The sequence below is a fragment of the Haladaptatus salinisoli genome (assembly GCF_020614375.1).
GTDB lineage: Archaea > Halobacteriota > Halobacteria > Halobacteriales > Haladaptataceae > Haladaptatus > Haladaptatus salinisoli.
Genome location: NZ_CP085329.1, coordinates 297,491 through 316,527, shown reverse-complemented (window position 1 = coordinate 316,527; position 19,037 = coordinate 297,491). Strand labels below are relative to the sequence as shown.

General features: G+C 57.3%; 16 protein-coding genes and 1 pseudogene. 10 read left to right on the top strand and 7 right to left on the bottom strand.

What is annotated here, in order from left to right:
* Window positions 1-212 precede the first annotated feature (212 nt).
* The 3 genes from LIX00_RS19410 to LIX00_RS19400 form a co-directional block, all read right to left on the bottom strand.
* On the bottom strand, window positions 213-1,106 hold the full coding sequence (locus LIX00_RS19410; RefSeq protein WP_227356205.1) for a hypothetical protein: 894 nt from the start codon (window positions 1,104-1,106) through the stop codon (window positions 213-215).
* Window positions 1,107-1,299: 193 nt separating this feature from the next.
* Window positions 1,300-2,700: an APC family permease gene (locus LIX00_RS19405; RefSeq protein ID WP_227356204.1), complete on the bottom strand. Its 1,401-nt coding sequence runs from the start codon at window positions 2,698-2,700 to the stop codon at window positions 1,300-1,302.
* 212 nt (window positions 2,701-2,912) lie between these two features.
* The gene (locus LIX00_RS19400; protein WP_227356203.1) at window positions 2,913-4,346 is read right to left on the bottom strand and encodes a sodium:solute symporter family transporter; all 1,434 of its coding nucleotides are present in this window, start codon (window positions 4,344-4,346) and stop codon (window positions 2,913-2,915) included.
* Window positions 4,347-4,447: 101 nt separating this feature from the next.
* On the opposite strand from LIX00_RS19400, the gene LIX00_RS19395 reads away from it, so the two are divergent.
* Complete coding sequence (locus tag LIX00_RS19395; RefSeq protein ID WP_227356202.1) at window positions 4,448-5,500, top strand: NrpR regulatory domain-containing protein; 1,053 nt, start codon at window positions 4,448-4,450, stop codon at window positions 5,498-5,500.
* Window positions 5,501-5,509: 9 nt separating this feature from the next.
* On the opposite strand, the gene LIX00_RS19390 is transcribed toward LIX00_RS19395, so the two are convergent.
* Together LIX00_RS19390 and LIX00_RS19385 are read right to left on the bottom strand one after the other, a co-directional pair.
* On the bottom strand, window positions 5,510-6,520 hold the full coding sequence (locus tag LIX00_RS19390) for an agmatinase family protein (RefSeq protein ID WP_227356201.1): 1,011 nt from the start codon (window positions 6,518-6,520) through the stop codon (window positions 5,510-5,512).
* Between the two features lie 352 nt (window positions 6,521-6,872).
* Window positions 6,873-8,195 (bottom strand): aminotransferase family protein, encoded by a 1,323-nt coding sequence (locus tag LIX00_RS19385; protein ID WP_227356200.1) that lies wholly within the window; start codon window positions 8,193-8,195, stop codon window positions 6,873-6,875.
* Between the two features lie 125 nt (window positions 8,196-8,320).
* Here LIX00_RS19385 and LIX00_RS19380 point away from each other — a divergent pair, with 125 nt between their 5' ends.
* From LIX00_RS19380 to LIX00_RS19370, 3 genes are read left to right on the top strand one after another with little or no spacing between them, the layout of a single operon-like run.
* Window positions 8,321-8,533, top strand: a complete 213-nt coding sequence (locus LIX00_RS19380; protein ID WP_227356199.1) for a hypothetical protein — start codon at window positions 8,321-8,323, stop codon at window positions 8,531-8,533.
* A 13-nt stretch (window positions 8,534-8,546) separates the two neighbouring features.
* The gene (locus LIX00_RS19375) at window positions 8,547-8,765 is read left to right on the top strand and encodes a hypothetical protein (protein WP_227356198.1); all 219 of its coding nucleotides are present in this window, start codon (window positions 8,547-8,549) and stop codon (window positions 8,763-8,765) included.
* Window positions 8,683-9,630, top strand: a complete 948-nt coding sequence (locus tag LIX00_RS19370) for a DUF8189 domain-containing protein (protein WP_227356197.1) — start codon at window positions 8,683-8,685, stop codon at window positions 9,628-9,630. Before LIX00_RS19375 ends, LIX00_RS19370 begins: the two co-directional genes overlap by 83 nt.
* Before the next feature lie 84 nt (window positions 9,631-9,714).
* Here LIX00_RS19370 and LIX00_RS19365 read toward each other — a convergent pair whose 3' ends face one another.
* On the bottom strand, window positions 9,715-10,443 hold the full coding sequence (locus LIX00_RS19365) for a CDGSH iron-sulfur domain-containing protein (RefSeq protein ID WP_227356196.1): 729 nt from the start codon (window positions 10,441-10,443) through the stop codon (window positions 9,715-9,717).
* Between the two features lie 400 nt (window positions 10,444-10,843).
* Here LIX00_RS19365 and LIX00_RS19360 point away from each other — a divergent pair, with 400 nt between their 5' ends.
* The 3 genes and pseudogenes from LIX00_RS19360 to LIX00_RS19350 all read left to right on the top strand — a co-directional run.
* A complete protein-coding gene (locus LIX00_RS19360; protein ID WP_227356195.1) occupies window positions 10,844-11,017 on the top strand; it encodes a DUF5786 family protein in 174 nt (57 codons plus the stop codon).
* 228 nt (window positions 11,018-11,245) lie between these two features.
* Window positions 11,246-12,673 carry an amidohydrolase gene (locus LIX00_RS19355; RefSeq protein WP_227356194.1) on the top strand — a complete coding sequence of 476 codons (1,428 nt, stop codon included), beginning with the start codon at window positions 11,246-11,248 and terminating at the stop codon, window positions 12,671-12,673.
* A 191-nt stretch (window positions 12,674-12,864) separates the two neighbouring features.
* Window positions 12,865-12,969: pseudogene (locus LIX00_RS19350) on the top strand (ligand-binding protein SH3); the annotation flags it as partial.
* Window positions 12,970-13,003: 34 nt separating this feature from the next.
* On the opposite strand, the gene LIX00_RS19345 reads toward LIX00_RS19350, so the two are convergent.
* Window positions 13,004-13,465 (bottom strand): nucleoside deaminase, encoded by a 462-nt coding sequence (locus LIX00_RS19345; RefSeq protein ID WP_227356193.1) that lies wholly within the window; start codon window positions 13,463-13,465, stop codon window positions 13,004-13,006.
* Between the two features lie 245 nt (window positions 13,466-13,710).
* Between LIX00_RS19345 and LIX00_RS19340 the strand changes: the two genes are divergently transcribed.
* The 3 genes from LIX00_RS19340 (at window position 13,711) to ddfA (ending at window position 18,177) form a co-directional block, all read left to right on the top strand.
* On the top strand, window positions 13,711-16,770 hold the full coding sequence (locus LIX00_RS19340) for a GH92 family glycosyl hydrolase (RefSeq protein ID WP_227356192.1): 3,060 nt from the start codon (window positions 13,711-13,713) through the stop codon (window positions 16,768-16,770).
* 625 nt (window positions 16,771-17,395) lie between these two features.
* A complete protein-coding gene (locus LIX00_RS26370; RefSeq protein WP_438267096.1) occupies window positions 17,396-17,725 on the top strand; it encodes a DUF7344 domain-containing protein in 330 nt (109 codons plus the stop codon).
* A 167-nt stretch (window positions 17,726-17,892) separates the two neighbouring features.
* Entirely contained in the window at window positions 17,893-18,177 is a 285-nt protein-coding gene (ddfA, locus tag LIX00_RS19335) for a DdfA family disk-determining factor (RefSeq protein ID WP_368410771.1), read from the top strand.
* Window positions 18,178-19,037: the final 860 nt, after the last annotated feature.

Genomic DNA, 19,037 nt, shown 5'->3' with positions numbered 1-19,037 from the left:
CCAGTCGTATTGATGCACGAATGCGAGCGGTGCATATCACATCGTAGGGTACGAGCAGCTAAAAGAATTCTGGAGAATTACGCCTCTGTATCGACCGACACTCGTTCGAATCCCATCGTTCGAAAATCACTGTCGACGCTAACGTACGCTCGACCGTGTACTCGTTCCCCGACGAACGCCCGACGCTCTTCTGTAGTGTGTGGTAAATATGCTTAGAAGATGTGGTTAAAAAACGAGGAGAAGTCGTTCCAAAGCTGATCGAAGAACGACGGTTCCGTATTCGTATTCTTCGGTGACTGTTGTTGGGTCGTCGTGGCTTTGCTATCGTTTTTATTCCGGGGCGTCTGCGCCGTCTGTCGTGTCGTCGTCTTCGATTGGCACGGTTTAGACGAGATCGTAATCGGTTTGCTCATGTCCAGTTTAGTGCGCGTAGGGTTACTCGCGTTTCCGGACAGGATTTGCCACAGTTTGATCTTCCCTTGGTTTTGACCCGATAGGATGGCCTGTTGGTTGAATTGGGGATGGATTGTGACCTCGAAATCGTTCCCGAGGCCGCGATAGACCATGCCGTCCGAGCGCCCTGCCGAATATGCCCAACTGATGCTGGCGGTCGCGGTCTTTTTTCCATTCCAGCTCCGGTGTGTCGAATAGTCCCATGTGTCCACGTTCGTCGAACCGTTGTAATCGTCGTCTTTGACGACGAATTTTCCATCAGCGGGGAGATTGGTGAGTCTAAACGTGACTGCGCCTCCGCTGCCCGCGTCAATTTTGTCGTGAATTGCGACGAGACTCAGCCCTTTTGGCCCCTTGTAGAGAAAGAGAATGCTAGTTTCCGACCGCTGAAGGTTTTCCGTTCCAAACGAGGCGTAATTGTACGAGCGTGGTTTCGTACTGGGCGTGCGATAGCCGTAAAACTGTTTGACGGGGAGTCCCGACATCGTGAGCGGCTCGATGGGAATGCATTTCCCATCCTGTATAACGGTGTACTGAGAGGAATTGGTGGACTGGCGGGCATCAACCGAAGAAACGCCGCCAAGCGCGGCAGTCGAAGTTAGAGTTGCCTGTACGAATCGACGACGACTGATGTCACGAAACTCTCCGGGCATGCTCTACTGAAGCTTCACACCCCATCCACCTTTGTTACAATGTGCCTGAATTACGCCAACCGATTGATAGCGCACCGATTAACAGATGCGAGTTTTTGAAACGCGCCGACCGGTAGAGCGCTCGGCACAGGTTCGTCACGGTCTGACTAAATCGTGGAGATCGAGGAACGCCTCGATGGAATCGGCATCGGATTCAGTTATCAGTCTCTTCCGTTACGGGCCGCTCGTGAGTTGAAGATGTGCCCGAGATCGCGTACATGCCAGCGCCGAGCAGCGTCCAAAAGAGAACGATACCCCATTCGAAGGGCCACGAGAGCGCCGAGGGTGCGCCCGGGAGGTACAACCCGACGAAGAAAACGGTCAAGAGGAACGCGAGTACGCCGAAAACACGGCCGTACGGGAGCGTGAGCGGACGGTCCAGATTTGGTTCGCGTCGACGCAATACGAAGAACGAAACGGTCACCAACACCCACGCGAGAACGAGACCAAGTCCGCTCGCGTTGACTATCCATACTAACATTTGCTCGCCGAACAGGGGCGCCAACACTGAGAGTCCGCCGATGAGAAGCAACGCGTTCTTGGGGGTGTTGTGCTCGGGATGAATTTCGCTCAGCGGCTCGGGCAGCATTCCGGACTCGGCGAGTGCGTACACGGCACGGCTGGCACCCATGAGGAACGAGTTCCAGCTCGTAAGAATTCCCGCGATACCAGCGATGGCCATGATACGTCCGATTAATAGACTATCGAACAGGCGTTCCATCGCAGCGGCGGCAGGTAGCGGACTTTCAACGAGCTGTGCGCCCGACATCGATTGTCCGGAGGCCCAGATGACGGCGATATAAAACAACGCCGCAACGCTGACGGCGACGGGAATGATGATTCCCAGCGTTCGGGGAGAGACGTCGGCCTCGCCAGCTGCTTGAGGGATTACGTCGAATCCGACGAACATGAACGGCGTCATAATAGCGACGGTAAACACGCCGCTCATTCCGACCCCACTCGATGGAGGCGTCGATGGAGAGGTGCCGTTCGTGACGGCTCCGATGACCAGCGTGATACCTGCAAGCCCGATAATAAGGGTGAGAATGGTCTGAAACTGCGCTGCAGGTCGGATACCGCGGTAATTCAGCGACGTCATCACGAGCGCACCGACACCGCCGACGAGCACCCAAGTGGCGTAAACCGGTTCGCCGGCGATCGTCCAGAGCTGAACCGCGTTGAACCCCGGGACGATGTACGCGAGCGCTGAAGGGAGCGCGACCACTTCGAAGACGACGACCCCGACGTAGCCCAATATCAGTGCCCACGTACAGACGAACGAGCCGAACGGACCGAGCGCACGGAGGCTATAGACGTGTTCACCGCCGACGTACGGCATCGCAGAGGCGAGCTCACCGTAGATGAGGCCGACGACGGATACCATGACACCGCCGAGGACGAACGCCAGTATCGCCCCGTCGACGCCCCCTTCGTCGATCCAGTACCCAGTTTGTATGATCCAGCCCCACCCTATCATCGCTCCGACGGCAAGGACGAACAGATCCCGCTTCGTCAGCACGCGGTCGAACTTATCCCGCGTTATCTCATCACTCATGCGTTCAACAACCAAACGCTATTATAAATATTAAGCGATCAAAACTCTCAATAACACGAATAATATCTTATATTAATCAATTCAGGCGACGATTAAGCTTGACAGAGCGTTTTCGAGAAATCGAAGCAAACGTGTGACGATTCGCTTCCGCGAGGGAACGGCAACACGCCCCCGACAACGATACTCGCCCGGTGCGCGAACGGTTCGAATCGTTATTCGCCCGAGATCGATGCGTTGAGGGTCCGAACCCACCGTTCGAGCTTCTCCGGTGCAGGCGGCCCGGACAGGATGCTAACGAAGACAAAGACGAAGACGCTGCTGAGAAGACCGAATATAATCGGCAAGTCCGAGGAGGTGCCGAGTAACAAAATAGTCGCGCCGACGACGCCCGCGCTGACGCAGATCGAAGAAAGGGCGCCTTGCCACGTCGCCCGCTTCCAAAAGAACGCCCCGAAGATCGGGACGAAGATACAACCGGTAAGTAGATCGTACGCCAGCGTGAGAGCGAGGACGACACTCCCGATTTCGATCGCCGCATACGTCATGATCGCCCCGAGTACGATAATAACGAGACGGGAGACGTTCGAATATGTCTCGTCCGACGCATCGGGATTGACGAATCGCGCGTAGATGTCTCGCGTAAGCAAGGTACTCGACGCGAGGAGTGCGGAGTCCGCCGTCGACATCATCGCGGAAACGAAGCCTGCGAGTATGATCCCCGAGAGACCCACCGGGACGATTTCGAGGACGAGGCGGGGTAAGGCGAGTTCTGAATCGCCAAGCGACGGGAGGAGGACGATCGCGATCATCCCGAGCAGCGCAGTCGCAATACCGTAGACGATCGCGTACACGCCGGCAGCGATGTTTCCGGTCCGGGCCGTTTCGGCGCTGTTCGCAGTAAATACGCGCTGCCAGATATCCTGTCCGATCATGATGCCGAGAACGTACAGGAGGAAGTAACTCGCGATCGTGTTCAACCCGATCGACGTAACGGAGAAATACGACGGGTCGAGTGATGCTGCGAGCCCCGAGATTCCGCCGACCGAGTCGAGACCGAGCGGGAGCGCGATACAGAAGATGCCGATGGTCATAATGCACCACTGAACGAAGTCGGTCATTGTCACCGTGAGCATGCCACCGAGGGCCGTGTAGGCGATGATGATGATTCCGGCGAGCAGAATCATCGTATTCTGCTCGAAGCCAAACAGAACGCTCAACACCTTCCCGACGGCGATGGTCTGCGTGATCGCGATGGTTAACGCGTAAATACCGGCGATCACGGCACCGATCGTGCCGGAGTACTTGTCGAACCGGCGTTCAAGCACCTCCCCCAGCGAGTACGCTTTGAGGTTCGCGAGGTTCGTCGAAATGAGGAACCCGAGCGCGATCGTTCCGATACCGAGCGTGACGACTAACCAAGCGCCGGAAATGCCGTATCTGTATCCCAGTCCCCCACCGCCGACGGTGGATGCACCGCCGAGGATGACGGCTGACATGACCGGGACGTACATCCACAGGGGGATGTTGCGACCGGCTACGAGGTAATCGTCTAACGTTTCCGACTTTTGGTATCCCCAGTAGCCGATACCGATCATACCGATTAAGTAGAGGACGAGTACGCCGGTGTCAATGGGTGACACAACCATGGCACTCCTTTGCCACCTTCGACACTAATAGATTACTGTTAATGATCCCTTCGATTGAGATAACGGGTACGCTTATCGGTCCACACCCTACTGTGGAAAATATGCCCGACCGCCTCAACGACCGGGAATACGATCTACTCCGTCTGATCGATGACTACGAACCCATCGGAAGTATCCGCCTCGTCGATCAACTCCGCCGCCGTGGCTACTCCATCAAGGGACGAACTGTTCGACTCCTCCTCTCAGAGTTGGACGAGGCCGGGCTGACGGAGAAGATACCGGGGAAAGGTCGCCGTTTGACCGAAAAAGGTCGTTCCGAATTGCGACTCGGCCACGTCAGTGGTCGACTCGAACAGGTCCGAGAACGAATTGCCGTTCTAACCGGGCAGGTGACGTACGATCCGTTCGAGGACACCGGCGAACTCGTCACCGCTTCTATCGATATCCCCGCTTCGATGGCGGAAGACGCTCTGGACGCGTTGAACGAATTAGACGATCTACCGCTCAATCCCATCCCCGTTGCAGTCGAGCACCCCTCGATCGAAACTGACGACGATGATTTCGTTCGCCTGTTCTTCCCGTCGAGTATCACCCTCGACGGAGTGTTGCTCTCACGGGGTATCAACGCTCAGTTGCAGGTTGCTGGAATCGTAGAGTATCATCCGAATCCAGCGTCGGTATCCGAACAGTTCGCTCACGAGGGGACGATTTCGAGCGAGCACGGCGGTGCCGTGCTCCGCTACACTGATGCCATCAGCGGGGAGGGGTCGACCGTCGACGTCGCGGATTTACTCATCGAGGCCGGGAGACCGTCGATCCGTCCGCTTCTCGACGGCGATGCTCCCGGCTTATTGGTCGTTGATAACCGAGAGCTACCCTTGATCCGATACGAGGAAGCGTTCGACATCGCCGGCGCGACCCGTGAGCAACTCGGAGGAGTTTTCGATCTTCGAAAACCACGGGAAAACGGGCCGTTCCCGTGTGGACAACCGGGATGGGACTTCGCTTCCTTAACCTACGGAGCGGTCGGTGAACTCGCCATCGCCTTCCTCGTCGAGGAGGGATTTAGTGACACGTGGGTAACGTTACACGGGTTGAAAGAACGGTCGGCATTTCAGCACGTAGCAATCGCGAGTCTCCCCGAAACGATCTGACGTTCGACGCTATTCGGCGAACCGTCGTTCGATGAGCGTGACGGCGAGGTACGCTCCGAGCGTCTGGGTCGATTCCGTTGGATCGTACTTCGGTGAGACTTCCATCAGATCGGCGGCACCGACGTCGTCGTGCGTTCCTAAAATCTCCATCACCCGCAACGCCTGGTGCGCGGTCAACCCGTCCGGTTCCGGCGTTCCGGTTCCGGGCGCAATACTCGGATCCACACCGTCGATATCGAAGGTCACGTAGACCGCGTCTGTGTCCGCTGCTGCGGCTTCGACGGCGTCTACGACCACATCAGCGATGCCTCGGTCGTGAACGTCGCGCATCGTGTAGAGATTGAGACCGGACTCCTCGACGAACTCGAAAAAGTTTGGACTCTCGTAGCCGCGGATGCCTACCTGGCTAACGTGCTCGAAATCGCTATACTGCGACTCGGCGATGAGTCGCGTGCTCGAGCCGTGATAGTGATTACCGAACGTGGTGCTCTCGGCGGCAGTGTCGGTGTGGGCATCGATCTGAACTAGTCCGACAGAGTCGACGTCCGCTCCTTCAGCGAACCCGCAAAACGCCGGGTACGTGCAGTAGTGATCGCCCCCAAACAGTAGCGGGAACGCTCGGTCGGCGATCGTTGCAACGTGCGCGCGGATGCTCTCTGCGGTCTGTTCGTAGTCCATCGGGAATACCGGGACATCACCGCAGTCAGCGACGCGGACGTCGGAGAAATCAACTTGCGCGCCAGTGTTCATGTTCGTAAGCCCTCCCTTATAGTTCGACAGGTAGGCCCACCATGCGCTTGCGCGACGTATCGCCTCGGGACCGTACCGAGCACCTGGTCGATTCGTGAGCGCACCGTCGTACGGTACACCGAGTACTCCGACGTCGATGTCATCGAGATCGTCGACATCGCGAGATTCTCCCTTCAGAAACGTGTTTCTGCCTGCGTACGCCATTTCCACGTCTGTACCCGCGTGCATCGCGCGGAACTCCGAAGCAGGAGTCGGATCGGATTCGCTCATCGACGGCTACCCGCTGGGTGCGTCGCTATTCTGTTCGTACGGAATGCATTCGAACGCATGTGTGGCAATGTATTGCCACCCAGATATTATACTAATTTCGGTCAGCCTCACAATCAGGATCGACGCTCCCGCTCTCGTCTTCGACATTCAGTACGCGGCGGGCTGGTTTGTGCCGAAGATCGCGAGAACGCGCTCAACATCGCCGATCGAAGTCGATCCGGCAACGTCGTCAGCTTGTCGAGTGGTGGCCGAATGCCTAAATCGGTCCGAGAGCACTCATCCCCTTCGTGGAAGGGGACAAATCGAATTTGAACGGCGATCTACGGAGTGACCGATTACTCGTATCGTACCGCTATTCGCCCTCGAACACTGCCGCTATCGATTCGTCGAGGGTGGTTATCGCCCGTTCGAGTTCGTCCTGGTTCGCGATGAGAGGCGGTGAGACTATAATCTGGAATCCCGGACGGCCACCGCCGAACAATACGCCTCGATCACGAGCTTCAGCGATTACGTTCGCGACCGGGTTTTCGTCATCGTCCACGCGCGGATCGTGAAACGCATCACCCGTCGCCGGATCCGCAAATTCGACTCCCCACAGGAATCCACGGCCGCGAACATCGCTCACGCAATCGTGGTTCGCGTCCACCTCCTCTAATGCTGATCGAAGGGTCCCTTCCCGCTCGGCGACGTTTTCAATCACGCCGTCCGAGTACGCGTCGAGGGCGGCGGAGCCCGCGGCGCAACTCACTGGGTGCCCGCCGAAGGTTTGGCCGATGTCGAAGCCGTTTGTCCGAACGAACGAGGCTACGTCGGGGGTTACAATGACCCCGGCCAGTGGAGCGTACGCGCTCGTAACCCCCTTTGCGAACGTGATCATATCGGGGTCAACGTTCTCAGTTTGCACTCCAAACCACTCCCCACACCGACCGAACCCGGTGATGACTTCGTCGGCGATGAGCAGTATATCGTATTCATTGCAGAGTTCCCTGACGCGGTCGAAGTATCCCGGCGGGGCGGGGAACGCCCCACTCGTTCCGGCGATCGGTTCCATCAGTATCGCCGCGATCGAATCCGGTCCTTCGTTTCGAATCACAAATTCGAGGTGGTCACCTGCTCGTCGCGCCAGTTCCTCGGGGTCGTCGGTATCGAACGCCTTCGGAATCGGCGGAAGGAATTTCGCGGCACCGGACGTCGCTGCGTGACGCTCGATCGTCGCCCGCGTCTCGGGGTCTCCTGTCAGGGCACCGGCTCCGTACGTCCCTCCGTGATAGGACCGCCATCGAGTGAGCACCGTTGGTGCATCTTGGCGTTCGCGGGCGAGTTGAACGGCGATCTCGTTGGCCTCACTTCCGGAAACTGAAAAGAACGTATGAGTAAGCGGCTCGGGTGCGATACGTGCGAGCTTCTCGGCGAGTCGGTCGCGAGCGGGCGATCGTTTTGCAGACGAGACGTACGGTATGGTTCGCGCCTGTTCTTCCATCGCCGTAATCACCGCGTCGTTACTGTGACCGAGGTTCGTACAGTACAACTGCGAACAGAAGTCGAGGTATTCGTTTCCGTCTTCGTCCCAAACGGTGATGCCGTCGCCTTTTGCGATGCTAATCGGCTCAGCGTCAGGATCGTACCAATGGTGAATCGAGATCGTTTTTCCGTTTCCAGCTTCCTGCCGGGACATATGTGGTGATTTTTCTCCAAAATAATAAACACTCGTTTGAGCATCGTTCGAATACGACTCTGAGCAGAGTTTCGTCGTGCACGGATGTACTCGATTCGATCGACGTCGCAGAGTACGTACGCGTCATGCTGGAGGAGAAAACGGCGGGCGGCCAGTCGCCGCGCGCACAGCAGGGAATCCCGCAGCGAGACCTCTTTACGGCGATCGAGATCTTTGCCGACCTCGATCGCGCGATGGCCGAGAAACTCGTCGAGCAACAGCGCCGGGACGGTGCTGTCGTGATCTACGCTTATCAGAATCCAGAGGATATCGTTCGGCTACCGGAGACGACCGAATGAGGGGGTATTTAGCATGAAAATCGCCTCCACGCTGAACGAACGCGACCAGTTGGAACTGTTCGTCCTCGTCGACGGCGAGGTCTACACCAGCAGACAGAACGGGACCGAAACGGAGTGGACCGAGTGGGACCGACTGGCGGGCGTCGACGGTGAATCCATCGCTGCCGGTCGTAACGGGGACGGCCGACCGACGAATCGTCGTCACCGACCCGGCGATGGACACGTACTGTAACCGCCGCGAAACCCCGCTGGCATCCGACGACGACGTGAGCGATTGGGAAGGCTGGCGACCGCTCGCGGAGGCTCCCCGGCCGGCCGAATCCGTCGCGGTCGCGTCCAACGGCGACGGCCGCCTCGAAGTCTTCGTCACCGATCCGGAAGCAGGTACGTTCCACGCGAGACAGACGTCGCGGAACAGTGCGGCGTGGTCAGACTGGAACCGGCGGGGAGACCAGATGGGCGACGAGATTCTCGTTAAACGACGGCGCGACGAACGCCTCCACGTCTTTTTCCTCAGATACGCCGATCAAACCGGGTCGACCAAGGCAGAACGAGAACTCACTGCGAGGGTTCACCACTTCTGGCAACTCGACCGCGATGGTGAGGCGTGGGGCGACTGGCATCGCCGGGGCAGAGTAGCCGGCCACTCGCTCGCCGTGGGGAACAACGAAGACGGCCGATTCGAAGCGTTCCTCGTCCGGGAGGACGACATGCCTGTTCACCTCCGACAGACTGGGTACGAGGACGCCGATTGGGACGAAACGTGGGACGAACTGAGCCATAAGGAGGATTTCGAGGTGTTCCACCGCCCGAAGGCGAAGTCCATGGCGGTCGGCCGGGACGCGACCGGTCGATTATCGGTCTTTATCACCGGTCGTCGGTTACACCGCCTTACGCAGACATCGCCGAACGGAGACTGGCCGCTATGGGAAAAGTTCGGGAACGTGCGTTGTTTCAGTCTCGATGTCGCGCGGACTACGGACGGCCGACTCGTCGTGTTCGGAATCGAAGACGCTACGAAGGGCGATCCGAAGATGCATCAGCGATGGGAGAAAACGACCGGTCGGTGGTCGAAGTGGTGGACTCGGAAGATATGACGTTCACCTCTCCTGACGACGGCCTCCATCGATTTCGAACGCATCGACGGTTCGACCGTAGATTACTGCCTGTCCATCTCTTTGTTATTTCTCGTTTCGCCCCTCAGCGTCCGTTGTGAAACCGATCTTGGCGTGCGTCCCGTCACAGAATGGTTTGGTCCCCGACCCACCACACCGACAGAGTGTCGCTTCTTCAAGTCGAGTAAGTTCTCCACCGTGTTGGAGTTCGAAAGCACCCTCGAGAATAATAGGCCCGTTCGGCGTCGGCGTCACGATTAACCGCCCGTCGGGTCGGTCGTCACCGCCTTCCTCATTGTTCACGTTCGCGGTGTCGCCTTCCTCAACGTCCCTGCCCTCAATATCTTCAGCAACGGTTGTATCTGCCGACTCGGCCCCATCTGCCTCGAAGACCCGCGCATGGTTGTTATCGCAGAGTGGCTCGTTCCTCGTATGCCCACAGCGACAGAGAGCGACTCGAGTATCCTCGAGGACGACTTCATCGTGTGATCGAATCACGATGTCACCGTGGAGATACAGCGGTCCATTAGCGGTGGCAGTGACTGTATTGCTAGAAGGAATGCGTTCAGGAGCGCCAGCGTCTGTTCGCTCGTAATGCAGAGCCCCTGTTGGGCACCGTTCGATCACCCTCGCCACCTCGTCAGCGTCAGCATTGTCGGCGTCGATCCACGGTCGCTTATTCGGATCAAAAACTCCGGGAAGCCCCTCGACACACTCCCGGACGTGAATGCATCGGTTGTGGTCGTAGCTAACTTCGATGTTCTTCCCGTGGTATTCGTGAAGATCTTCTTCCATGGCCCTCCTTAGCGAGGCACAGACTTACCAATTGAGATAGGTTGGTGGATGCCCCTCAACTCTCTCAATCCCATTAGACCGTCGTCCGAATGTCTGTGCGGGACCTACCACGTACCAACTTCAGTGCCGTCGTCCGTGAGCGATTCGAGGTGCTCGATCTGTTCGCGGAGATCGTCCGTTTGTGACGTTGTGCACTGGCTTGTGAGCGGTCGATTGGCGATTCCGTGAGGCCGATCCAGCGACCCTCACTTTGTGAGGAGTGAGCGTAATCAGACACGAAGACGATGACATGTACTCATTGAACTCCTACAATTCTGTGGTATTGAACGGGTTATCCGCCTATTTTCGTGCGATAGCCATTTATTCATGGAAGACCAATATCAATCACGGAGGTAATTCTATGTCAATGGGTACATTTGATGCGGAGGAGTACGAACGTCGCGAGAAGAAGATCAGCTCCGTCGACGCTGATTCGGACGATCGACGGACGACCTTCGAAGGTCGTATCGAATACACCGGCGACGACTCACTCGAAGAACTCCTCGCTCGACTTGAAGAATTGAAGGCAAAGTAGTCCACGACGTATTCGTTATTATCTCTGATCGTTGGGACAACACCGAATTGAGTAACATATCACTTTCCCAGCGGACAGCTCGTTTTTCGGCTGTTGGTTCCGCCCGCCTGTGTGCCGCCCTCTGCCGATACCGCAGTTAGAAGAATCGTAGCTGAAACCCCGTTCTCGCTCGATGTCTCCGACTGCCGGTGAGCGAACTCTTTTGGTGTCCTCTATGAATGGTAACACATGTCGGAACAAGAGTCCGAGTCCCTGAAGCAGACGCTGTTCGACACCATCGAAGCCGAACGCGGTCGACTGAAGACGATCGCACGAGATATCTGGGAGAATCCCGAGGTGGCGCTACAAGAGTCCGAATCAAGCGAACGGCTCCAATCTGCTCTCCGCGAAGAAGGATTCGAAGTAACGACTGGTGTTGGCGGCATCGAGACCGCCTTCGTTGCCCGATACGGAGAGGAAAACCCCGTCGTCGGCACTATGGGCGAATTCGACGCTCTGCCGGGGATGAGCCAGCAAGCGAAAGCCGAACGCGAACCGGTCGAGGTTGGTGCGCCTGGCCACGGATGTGGGCATAACCTCTTCGGCGTCGGCAGCCTCGCCGCAGCTATCGCCATCAAACGTTCGATAAGTCGCAATGACCTGTCCGGGTCGGTTGTCTTCTTCGGCACGCCAGCGGAGGAGGCCGGTGGCGGGAAGGTGTATATGGTTCGCGAGGGTGCCTTCGACGATGTGGACGCGGTCATCTCGTGGCATCCCGGCTGGTACAACGCGCCCGGAAAGGGGTCTTGTCTCGCTGTCGACGCTTTCGACTTTACTTTCCAGGGGGAGACCTCTCACGCCGCGGCCTCCCCTGAATCCGGACGGTCGGCGCTTGATGCGGTACAGCTTCTGAACACGGGCGTAGAGTTCATGCGCGAGCACATACCCGATGCCGCGCGCATCCACTACGTCATCCAAAACGGCGGCTCCGCAGCCAACGTCGTCCCGGGCGAGGCAAGTGTAGAGTACCTCGTGCGCGCTCCCGAGCGCGTGGAGGTCGAGCACATCTCCGAATGGGTCTGCGACATCGCTGCGGCAGCTGCCCAGATGAGTCGAACTGACCTTACCGCGACGAAAACCTCCGGAATGTATGGCGTCCTGCCGAACCACACCCTCGCCGACGCAATCCGTAAGAACATGGAGTATGCCGATTTTCCGCTCGACGACGAGCAGGCGACATTCGCCGCGGAGCTCCGCGAAACCCTCGGCGATATCGAAGATTCCCTCCAGTACATCCCCGAGTCCGAGCGCGAGGCCGCTCGCAAGGAGGCGATGTTCTCCCGACCCATCAATGCGCCTGACGAGGGACAGACTGGCTCCTATTCGACGGACTCAGGCGACGTCTCGTGGAATGTCCCGCTCGGCCGGTTCAGGGCTGCGACATGGCCTGTCGGGACACCCGCCCACTCCTGGCAAGCCGTGGCGGCTGGGAGGGATTTGGGAACCGTGGGGATGGAGTTCGCCGCAAAGACGATTGCGGCGACACTCGCAGATCTGCTCGAAGACTCCGAACTCCGCCGACAGGCCCGCGCGGAGTTCGGAGAGCGCTCGGCCAGCCATGAATACGAGAGCCCGCTTCCCGAAGGAGCTGACCCCTACGAACTCGTGAACCGCTAAGCGAGTCTCCGTACCTTTCCTCTGTTAAATAATTTGAAGCCCTTACGGCTGCCGAGACGGCACAGAAACGCGCACAGGCCGAACGATCCACCTTCGACGTCGAAGGGACCCGGACTCATCCAAGTCACCAACGAGAGCCACGAGAATCCCGCTGAGCACCGGTATACAGTCTCCATCGATGACGTGACCGAGGTATCGACCTATTCGACGAGCCGGAGACGAGTACTCGCCTCCTCTTCGTCTCCGTGATTGTCGTCGTAATCGTCGGCCTCCACCTCGTTTCTGGGGATCACTAACGGCGGCTCACCCGAGTGGGATTTGGCGAAGTCATCAGCCGTAGTCTTGGTGGATCTCGCGGCCCTCGTCGTTCAAAACGGGCCCAACTACCTCGCTGACGCCATCTAAGATTTCTGCGGAGCGGACTGAGGGTTCGCTTCTGGTGAAGGTCGCAATTTCATCACTTCCGACACTGTAGACGACGCGCCCGAAACCCGCAGTCGCCATCCCGCCAGCACACATCGGGCAGGGTTCGGTGCTCGTGTACATCACCATCTCAGCGCGCTCATCGGGGTCGTACTCTCGGCATGCACGGTACGCGAGGTGGAGTTCGGGATGTCGTCGAATATCTGATTCCGTTATTTCTCGGTTCGAATCGGTCATCACGACCGTATCGTCGTGGACGAGTACGGACCCGAACGGTTCATCGCCGCGGGCAGCAGCCTCACGCGCGAGTTCGAAGGCCTCGCGCATATGCGACTCGTGTTCGAAATTGTCGAATTGGGGAGTGGTCACGGCTGTATCTCGAGCTACGGGAACGGAGGAGTTAATTCTGGGTGCCGATTTATAACTCGATCGTAGTATCTTTGTTTCTTCCCGTCTCACTGATTTGTCGTACCATTATGATAGATGTATGCTGTAGGAAAAATTTACGTGGTTGGAGTAATATTACTAATATTATAGTACGGATATTATGGCCGAAGTTCGTACTCACGAATCCGGAACCCGTCGAACGATCAACAACCCGAAACGGACGACCTATGAGTTCAGAGGATATTCACGGAAGAGACGACACGAATCGCCTGCACGATACACTATCGCGACGCTCGGTACTACAAGGGATAGCCGCCGCCAGCCTTGGTACGTCGTTCGGAGCCGCAGCGGCCGACCAAGGAGCTGGGCCAGTTGGGGTCGATCCGGTATCGGCGGAGAAGCCCGTTGATTACGTCGACCCTTTCATCGGTACTGCGAGAGCAGAAGCCGCAGGATCCGGTGGCGGAGCCATGCCGTATCCTAACATGTTCCCAGGTTCGACGCGGCCGCACGGGATGGTTCAGCTCAGTCCCGACACAGGAAGGGGGAACATCGCCGGATATCACTACGAGGATGACGAGATTCTCGGCTTCAGCCACACACACGTCTCCGGAACGGGCTGTTTCGGCCTTGGGAACTTCCTAGCGACGCCGATGACTGCCCCGCTGGAGCGGTTTAAGAGTACGGCGTTGAATCCGACGGAGACGGTGTCGGCGTCGTTCTGGTTCAAAACGAACGGCGATATGCCCGGAGGGATTACGTCAGTCTTTCGCCATGATCGGCATATCACGCCACTCCAGCTCTGGGACGGGGGCGAAACGGGTACCCTCGTTTATTTCAGCGAGGATGCCGACGGCTTTCAGACGCTCTCGTTCGACTTTGGGACGTACGCTGATAATCAGTGGCACCACTACGCAATAACCTATGAAGCCGGCAGTCGAGCCGTTATCTACGTCGACGGTGATGAGGTCGCCGCAACCGCCGACAGCGTCGGGTCGTTGACGCCGAGTAGCCTCCCGTGGTCAATCGGAGCCGCTGTTGACAGAGGCGGAGAGTACTTCCAAGGGAATTTGGACGAGATCACGTTGTTCGACGCTGCCCTCACGGCCGACCAAGTGCAAATGCTCGCCAATGGGACAGCCGCTGCCAGCGAGAGTGCCATCTTCCAGTTCTCCTTCGAGGAGTCTGGCGTCGAACGAATTTCTGATCTCGCCGGTCACGATCATCCCGGCATCGTCCACGGTAATCCCACGTGGGAGAGCGGCGCGAGCGGAAAGTCACTCGCCTTTGACGGTGATGGCGACGCCGTCGGAGTCGAACTCCCGAGTGTGAGTTCAGCGTTCTCCCACGAGAGTGAGTCAGCTTCGCCGGGATATTACGCGGTCACGCTCGAGGACTACGATATCGACGTCGAACTCACCGCCACCGACCGAGTCGGCGTCCACCGGTACACGTTCCCAAGGACCGATACGGCGACCGTGGCGCTCGATGCATCGTATAATTTGGGTGATTCGGGGATCGACGATGCGAGCGTCGAAATTCGTGATGACCGGACTATCGTCGGAACGCAGACCGTCCCCGATCCGTTCTGTAGTGGTGCTGAGAGCTTCACGATACACTTCGCGGCCGCGTTCTCACGACCCTTCGACGAAGCGGGGACGTGGAGTGGATCGAGCGTTGACAACGGGTCGACCAGTGCCGCTGGCCAGGACGTCGGTGCGTACGCGAGATACGCGACCACGGCGGGTGACGAACTCATCGTGAAGGTCGGCATCTCGTACGTCAGCGTTGAGAACGCCCTTGCGAACATCGACGCCGAGGTGCCGAAGTGGGATTTCGAGGGTGTGCGCACGGATGCCAGTAAAACGTGGAACGAGCGCCTCTCGCGGATCCAAGTCGAGGGGGACGCCGAAAATAAGGTGAAATTCTACACATCTTTATATCACACCATGCTCGGCCCCACGATTTTCGAGGACGCTAACGGTGAGTACGTGGGAATGGACGATGCGGTGTACGTCGCCGAGCGGGAGGGTGAGCGTTACCACCACTATCAGATGTTTTCGTTGTGGGATACTTTCCGTGCTGAGCATCCGCTTCTAAACATCATCGAACCGGAGGTTCAGACCGACGCCATCCGCTCCTTGTTGGATATGTACGATCACGGCGGGTGGCTGCCGAAGTGGCAGTTCGTGAACCGGTACACGAACGTGATGATTGCCGACCACGCGACCTCTATCATCGCCGAATCCTACACGAAGGGGTTGCGGGACTACGACGTTGAAAAAGCCTATGAAGCGATGTACAAGAACTCCACGAAGATTCCCGGCGACGACACCTACTTCGTCGGTCGGCAGGGCCTACAACAGTACGGGGAACACGGCTATATCCCACACGACGATACCGGTGGTGCGTGGGGGTCGGTCTCAACGACGCTCGAGGACACCTACTGTGATTACGCCATCGCCCAAGTCGCAAAGGAGATGGACAAGACCGGCGACTACGAGCGGTTCATCGAGCGGGCCGGCTACTACAAGAACGTCTTCGACCCAGCGACGAAGTTCATGCGTCCGCGACTCTCCGACGGGTCATGGAAGACGCCATTCGATCCGGCGGACTGGGACGGATTCACCGAGGGGAATTCGTGGTCGTATACGTGGCACGTTCTTCAGGACATCGGCGGTCTCATCGACTTGATGGGCGAGGAGACGTTCATTGAGCGTCTCGACCACTATTTCTCGGAGTTCGTCTATCCGGGATGGGGCGAATCGTTCTCCCATTACTGGCAGGGGAACGAACCAGATCACCACTACCCCTACCTCTATAACTACGTTGGGCAGCCTTGGAAGACACAGGAAGTGGTACAGGATATCACGAACCAACTGTACACGACCGGTCCGGGCGGCATCCCTGGCAACGAAGATGTCGGGCAAATGTCGGCCTGGTTCGTACTGAGTGCGATGGGGTTCTACCCGGTCGCACCGGCGCAGGGAACGTACATTATCGGGAACCCACTTTTCGAGAGAATAGAGATCAACCTCCCCGAGTACCACTACGGTGGCGGGACGTTTACGGTGACGACCAACGGCCAAGATTTCAGCCACGACGATTACCGTTACATTGAGACCGCTCACTTGGATGGGAAACCGCATCGCGAAAGCTGGTTCACGCACGCGGATCTCGAAGATGGCGGCACACTCGAACTAACGATGGGTAGCGACCCCAATACGGACTGGGGTGTCGAGCCGCGCACGAGCGTCGACATGCCGCCGTCGATGAGCGACCGCTGACGAACCCGTCACTACTTCGGAATTACAACCGGCCTGTTTTCGCCAATCACCACTACTGACATTACGAAATATCCGCGCTCAGCCTTTCAAAATTTCTCACTCGTCACTTCCTCTCGGAATCGACTCGAACAAATCCACTGCAGTAATCGCCTCGGCATCACGCTTGGATGCTCGCATCGAGTTGGAACCATCGCCGACCTCAAGTGAGTAGACGCCTAAGCTGACTCGTCGGAGGTTTTCCGTACGTCGTGTCGTCGATCGTCCGCATCGGAACGGATCTCCGCTCTCCGTCTCGTTCTTCCGGTTTACCCCGTCGACTCATCGTTTCTGAGGCTGGTATCTCTTCGCTTCGTTATCCAACCCACGGATCGGTGCAGCTGATAGCGTCGGACCCGGCACATCGGCTACTCTTATTCCCTGAGGCGGAAAGTTACTTCCCTTCTTCGGGGTGGAGCAGGCGAATCGGGCGGATTTCTATGCAAGATCCGATATAGCCAAAAGATTAAAATCTAGACGATACGTCCGAAAAAATAAGGCGTGACGAATACCGATCTCCACTACGACGACTGGCGTGAACTGGACGTGATGGAACTGCTATCCGTCGTCTCTCCGAATCGGTGACTACATGAGAAAAAACGATCCTATACGGACCTCAGAACCTACGTTTGACGCACTTTTCGAGATTCTCGCTAACCAACAGCGTCGCCATTCCCTTTACCATCTCTCAAAATTGAACGGAGCAACAATCACGCTCTCGGCGCTCATTGACGTACTTCTGCAAAGCATCACTACAACTCGCACGCAACTTCGGTTGAATCTACACCACCGCCACCTGCCGAAGTTGGCCGATTACAACATTATCGAGTATGACCAGCGGAGTCAGACCATTCGTTATCACGGTAACGATCGACTTGAATCACTGTTGCGAGTCGGTCAGCAACACGAACGAGAGTGATCGCGTGGACGAGACACGGATTCTCCTTCCCCGGTGATCGATTTCGGTATTAAAAGGTATAACGTACCATAAGTTTTTTACTAATTGCTTCAGTTAGCCGAATCAGCAAGAGCGGTCACTTAAGAGGACCTTGCTATGGCAAAGTGACTGCTCTTAAGGAGAAACTGATGAAAATGGATTCACCCGGGATGGAGGATAGAACGGTAAGTAAAGGGACGTCGGATTTACTCACCGAACAAATTACCGCTATTATCGCGGAAACGGATGGTCAGTCGATATACGAACTCAAACCGTTGTACGATGTGATCGATCCTGAGGCACTTGATGCACTCTTTGCGCCTCACGTAGATGGCACATCGCGGCCAGTCGGTGAAGTCTCGTTTCACTATGAAGGGTACTGGGTAACGGTGTCGAGCGACGGTGTCGTTGAGCTCGAGACTGAAAATCGATAATTACGAGCTCGTTTTATAACGCGATAGCCGCCGGTTTCACTCGAAAACCAAGGTGGTTCTGGATGGTCGGAGGCTGAGCAATCGTTCGCGCTTGCGACCGGATCCGGTGCCGTTGTGTGGAGTCGGGAACTCACGGGGAAGATACTTGAGCGTCAGCGAGTCGATACCATCGGACGACATCACGCACTCGCGACGGTCAATTCAACGAACGGGGGTGGAATCGAACCACCGGGGCCACGAAGTGGCCGCCACCGACGGTGCAAGACCCGGCGTATATCGATGGTGCTTCTACCAACAAGCAACCCGTTCACGCCCCGGAAGTCCCCCTCGGAAAGCGGAACCGTGGGAAGCAGCAGCGGGGCATCCCACGTTACCAATGGATACGGCGTCAGACGTGACCAGACGTGCTTTTCTGTGCTCGAGCGTCCACCGTAAGGCACCGCGTTCAGTGCGACGCTCGCATTTGTCCCGTTGGCCGCCGCAGGCATTGTTATGCGGTGCCTGAAAATGAAAGAAAAGTAACGGGGAGGATCTAGCTGTCGTTGGTTAGCATCATGGTCTAACTTGTCCCTTACCCTGCGTTCAACGTGCTTCTTCTAACACGGTGCGACGCTGTAGTGAGTGACTAGCGGTTAGTCGCCTGATGGAGTGGGGACCGCGAAGAAGGGTGTACACCGGATCTTTCGTCCGGTTGGCGAGCGAGCGGATTTGGAGACCGATGGAGAGCAATAACACTCCAAATGAGCCTGTGACGCCCGCCCCAACAGCAGAATATGCCGTCTCCTAACGTTGCAAAAGTCACACCATAGACGAGCCCAATGAGTACCGAGGGAAACGCAGTTCCGAGGAGTACGGTCGCC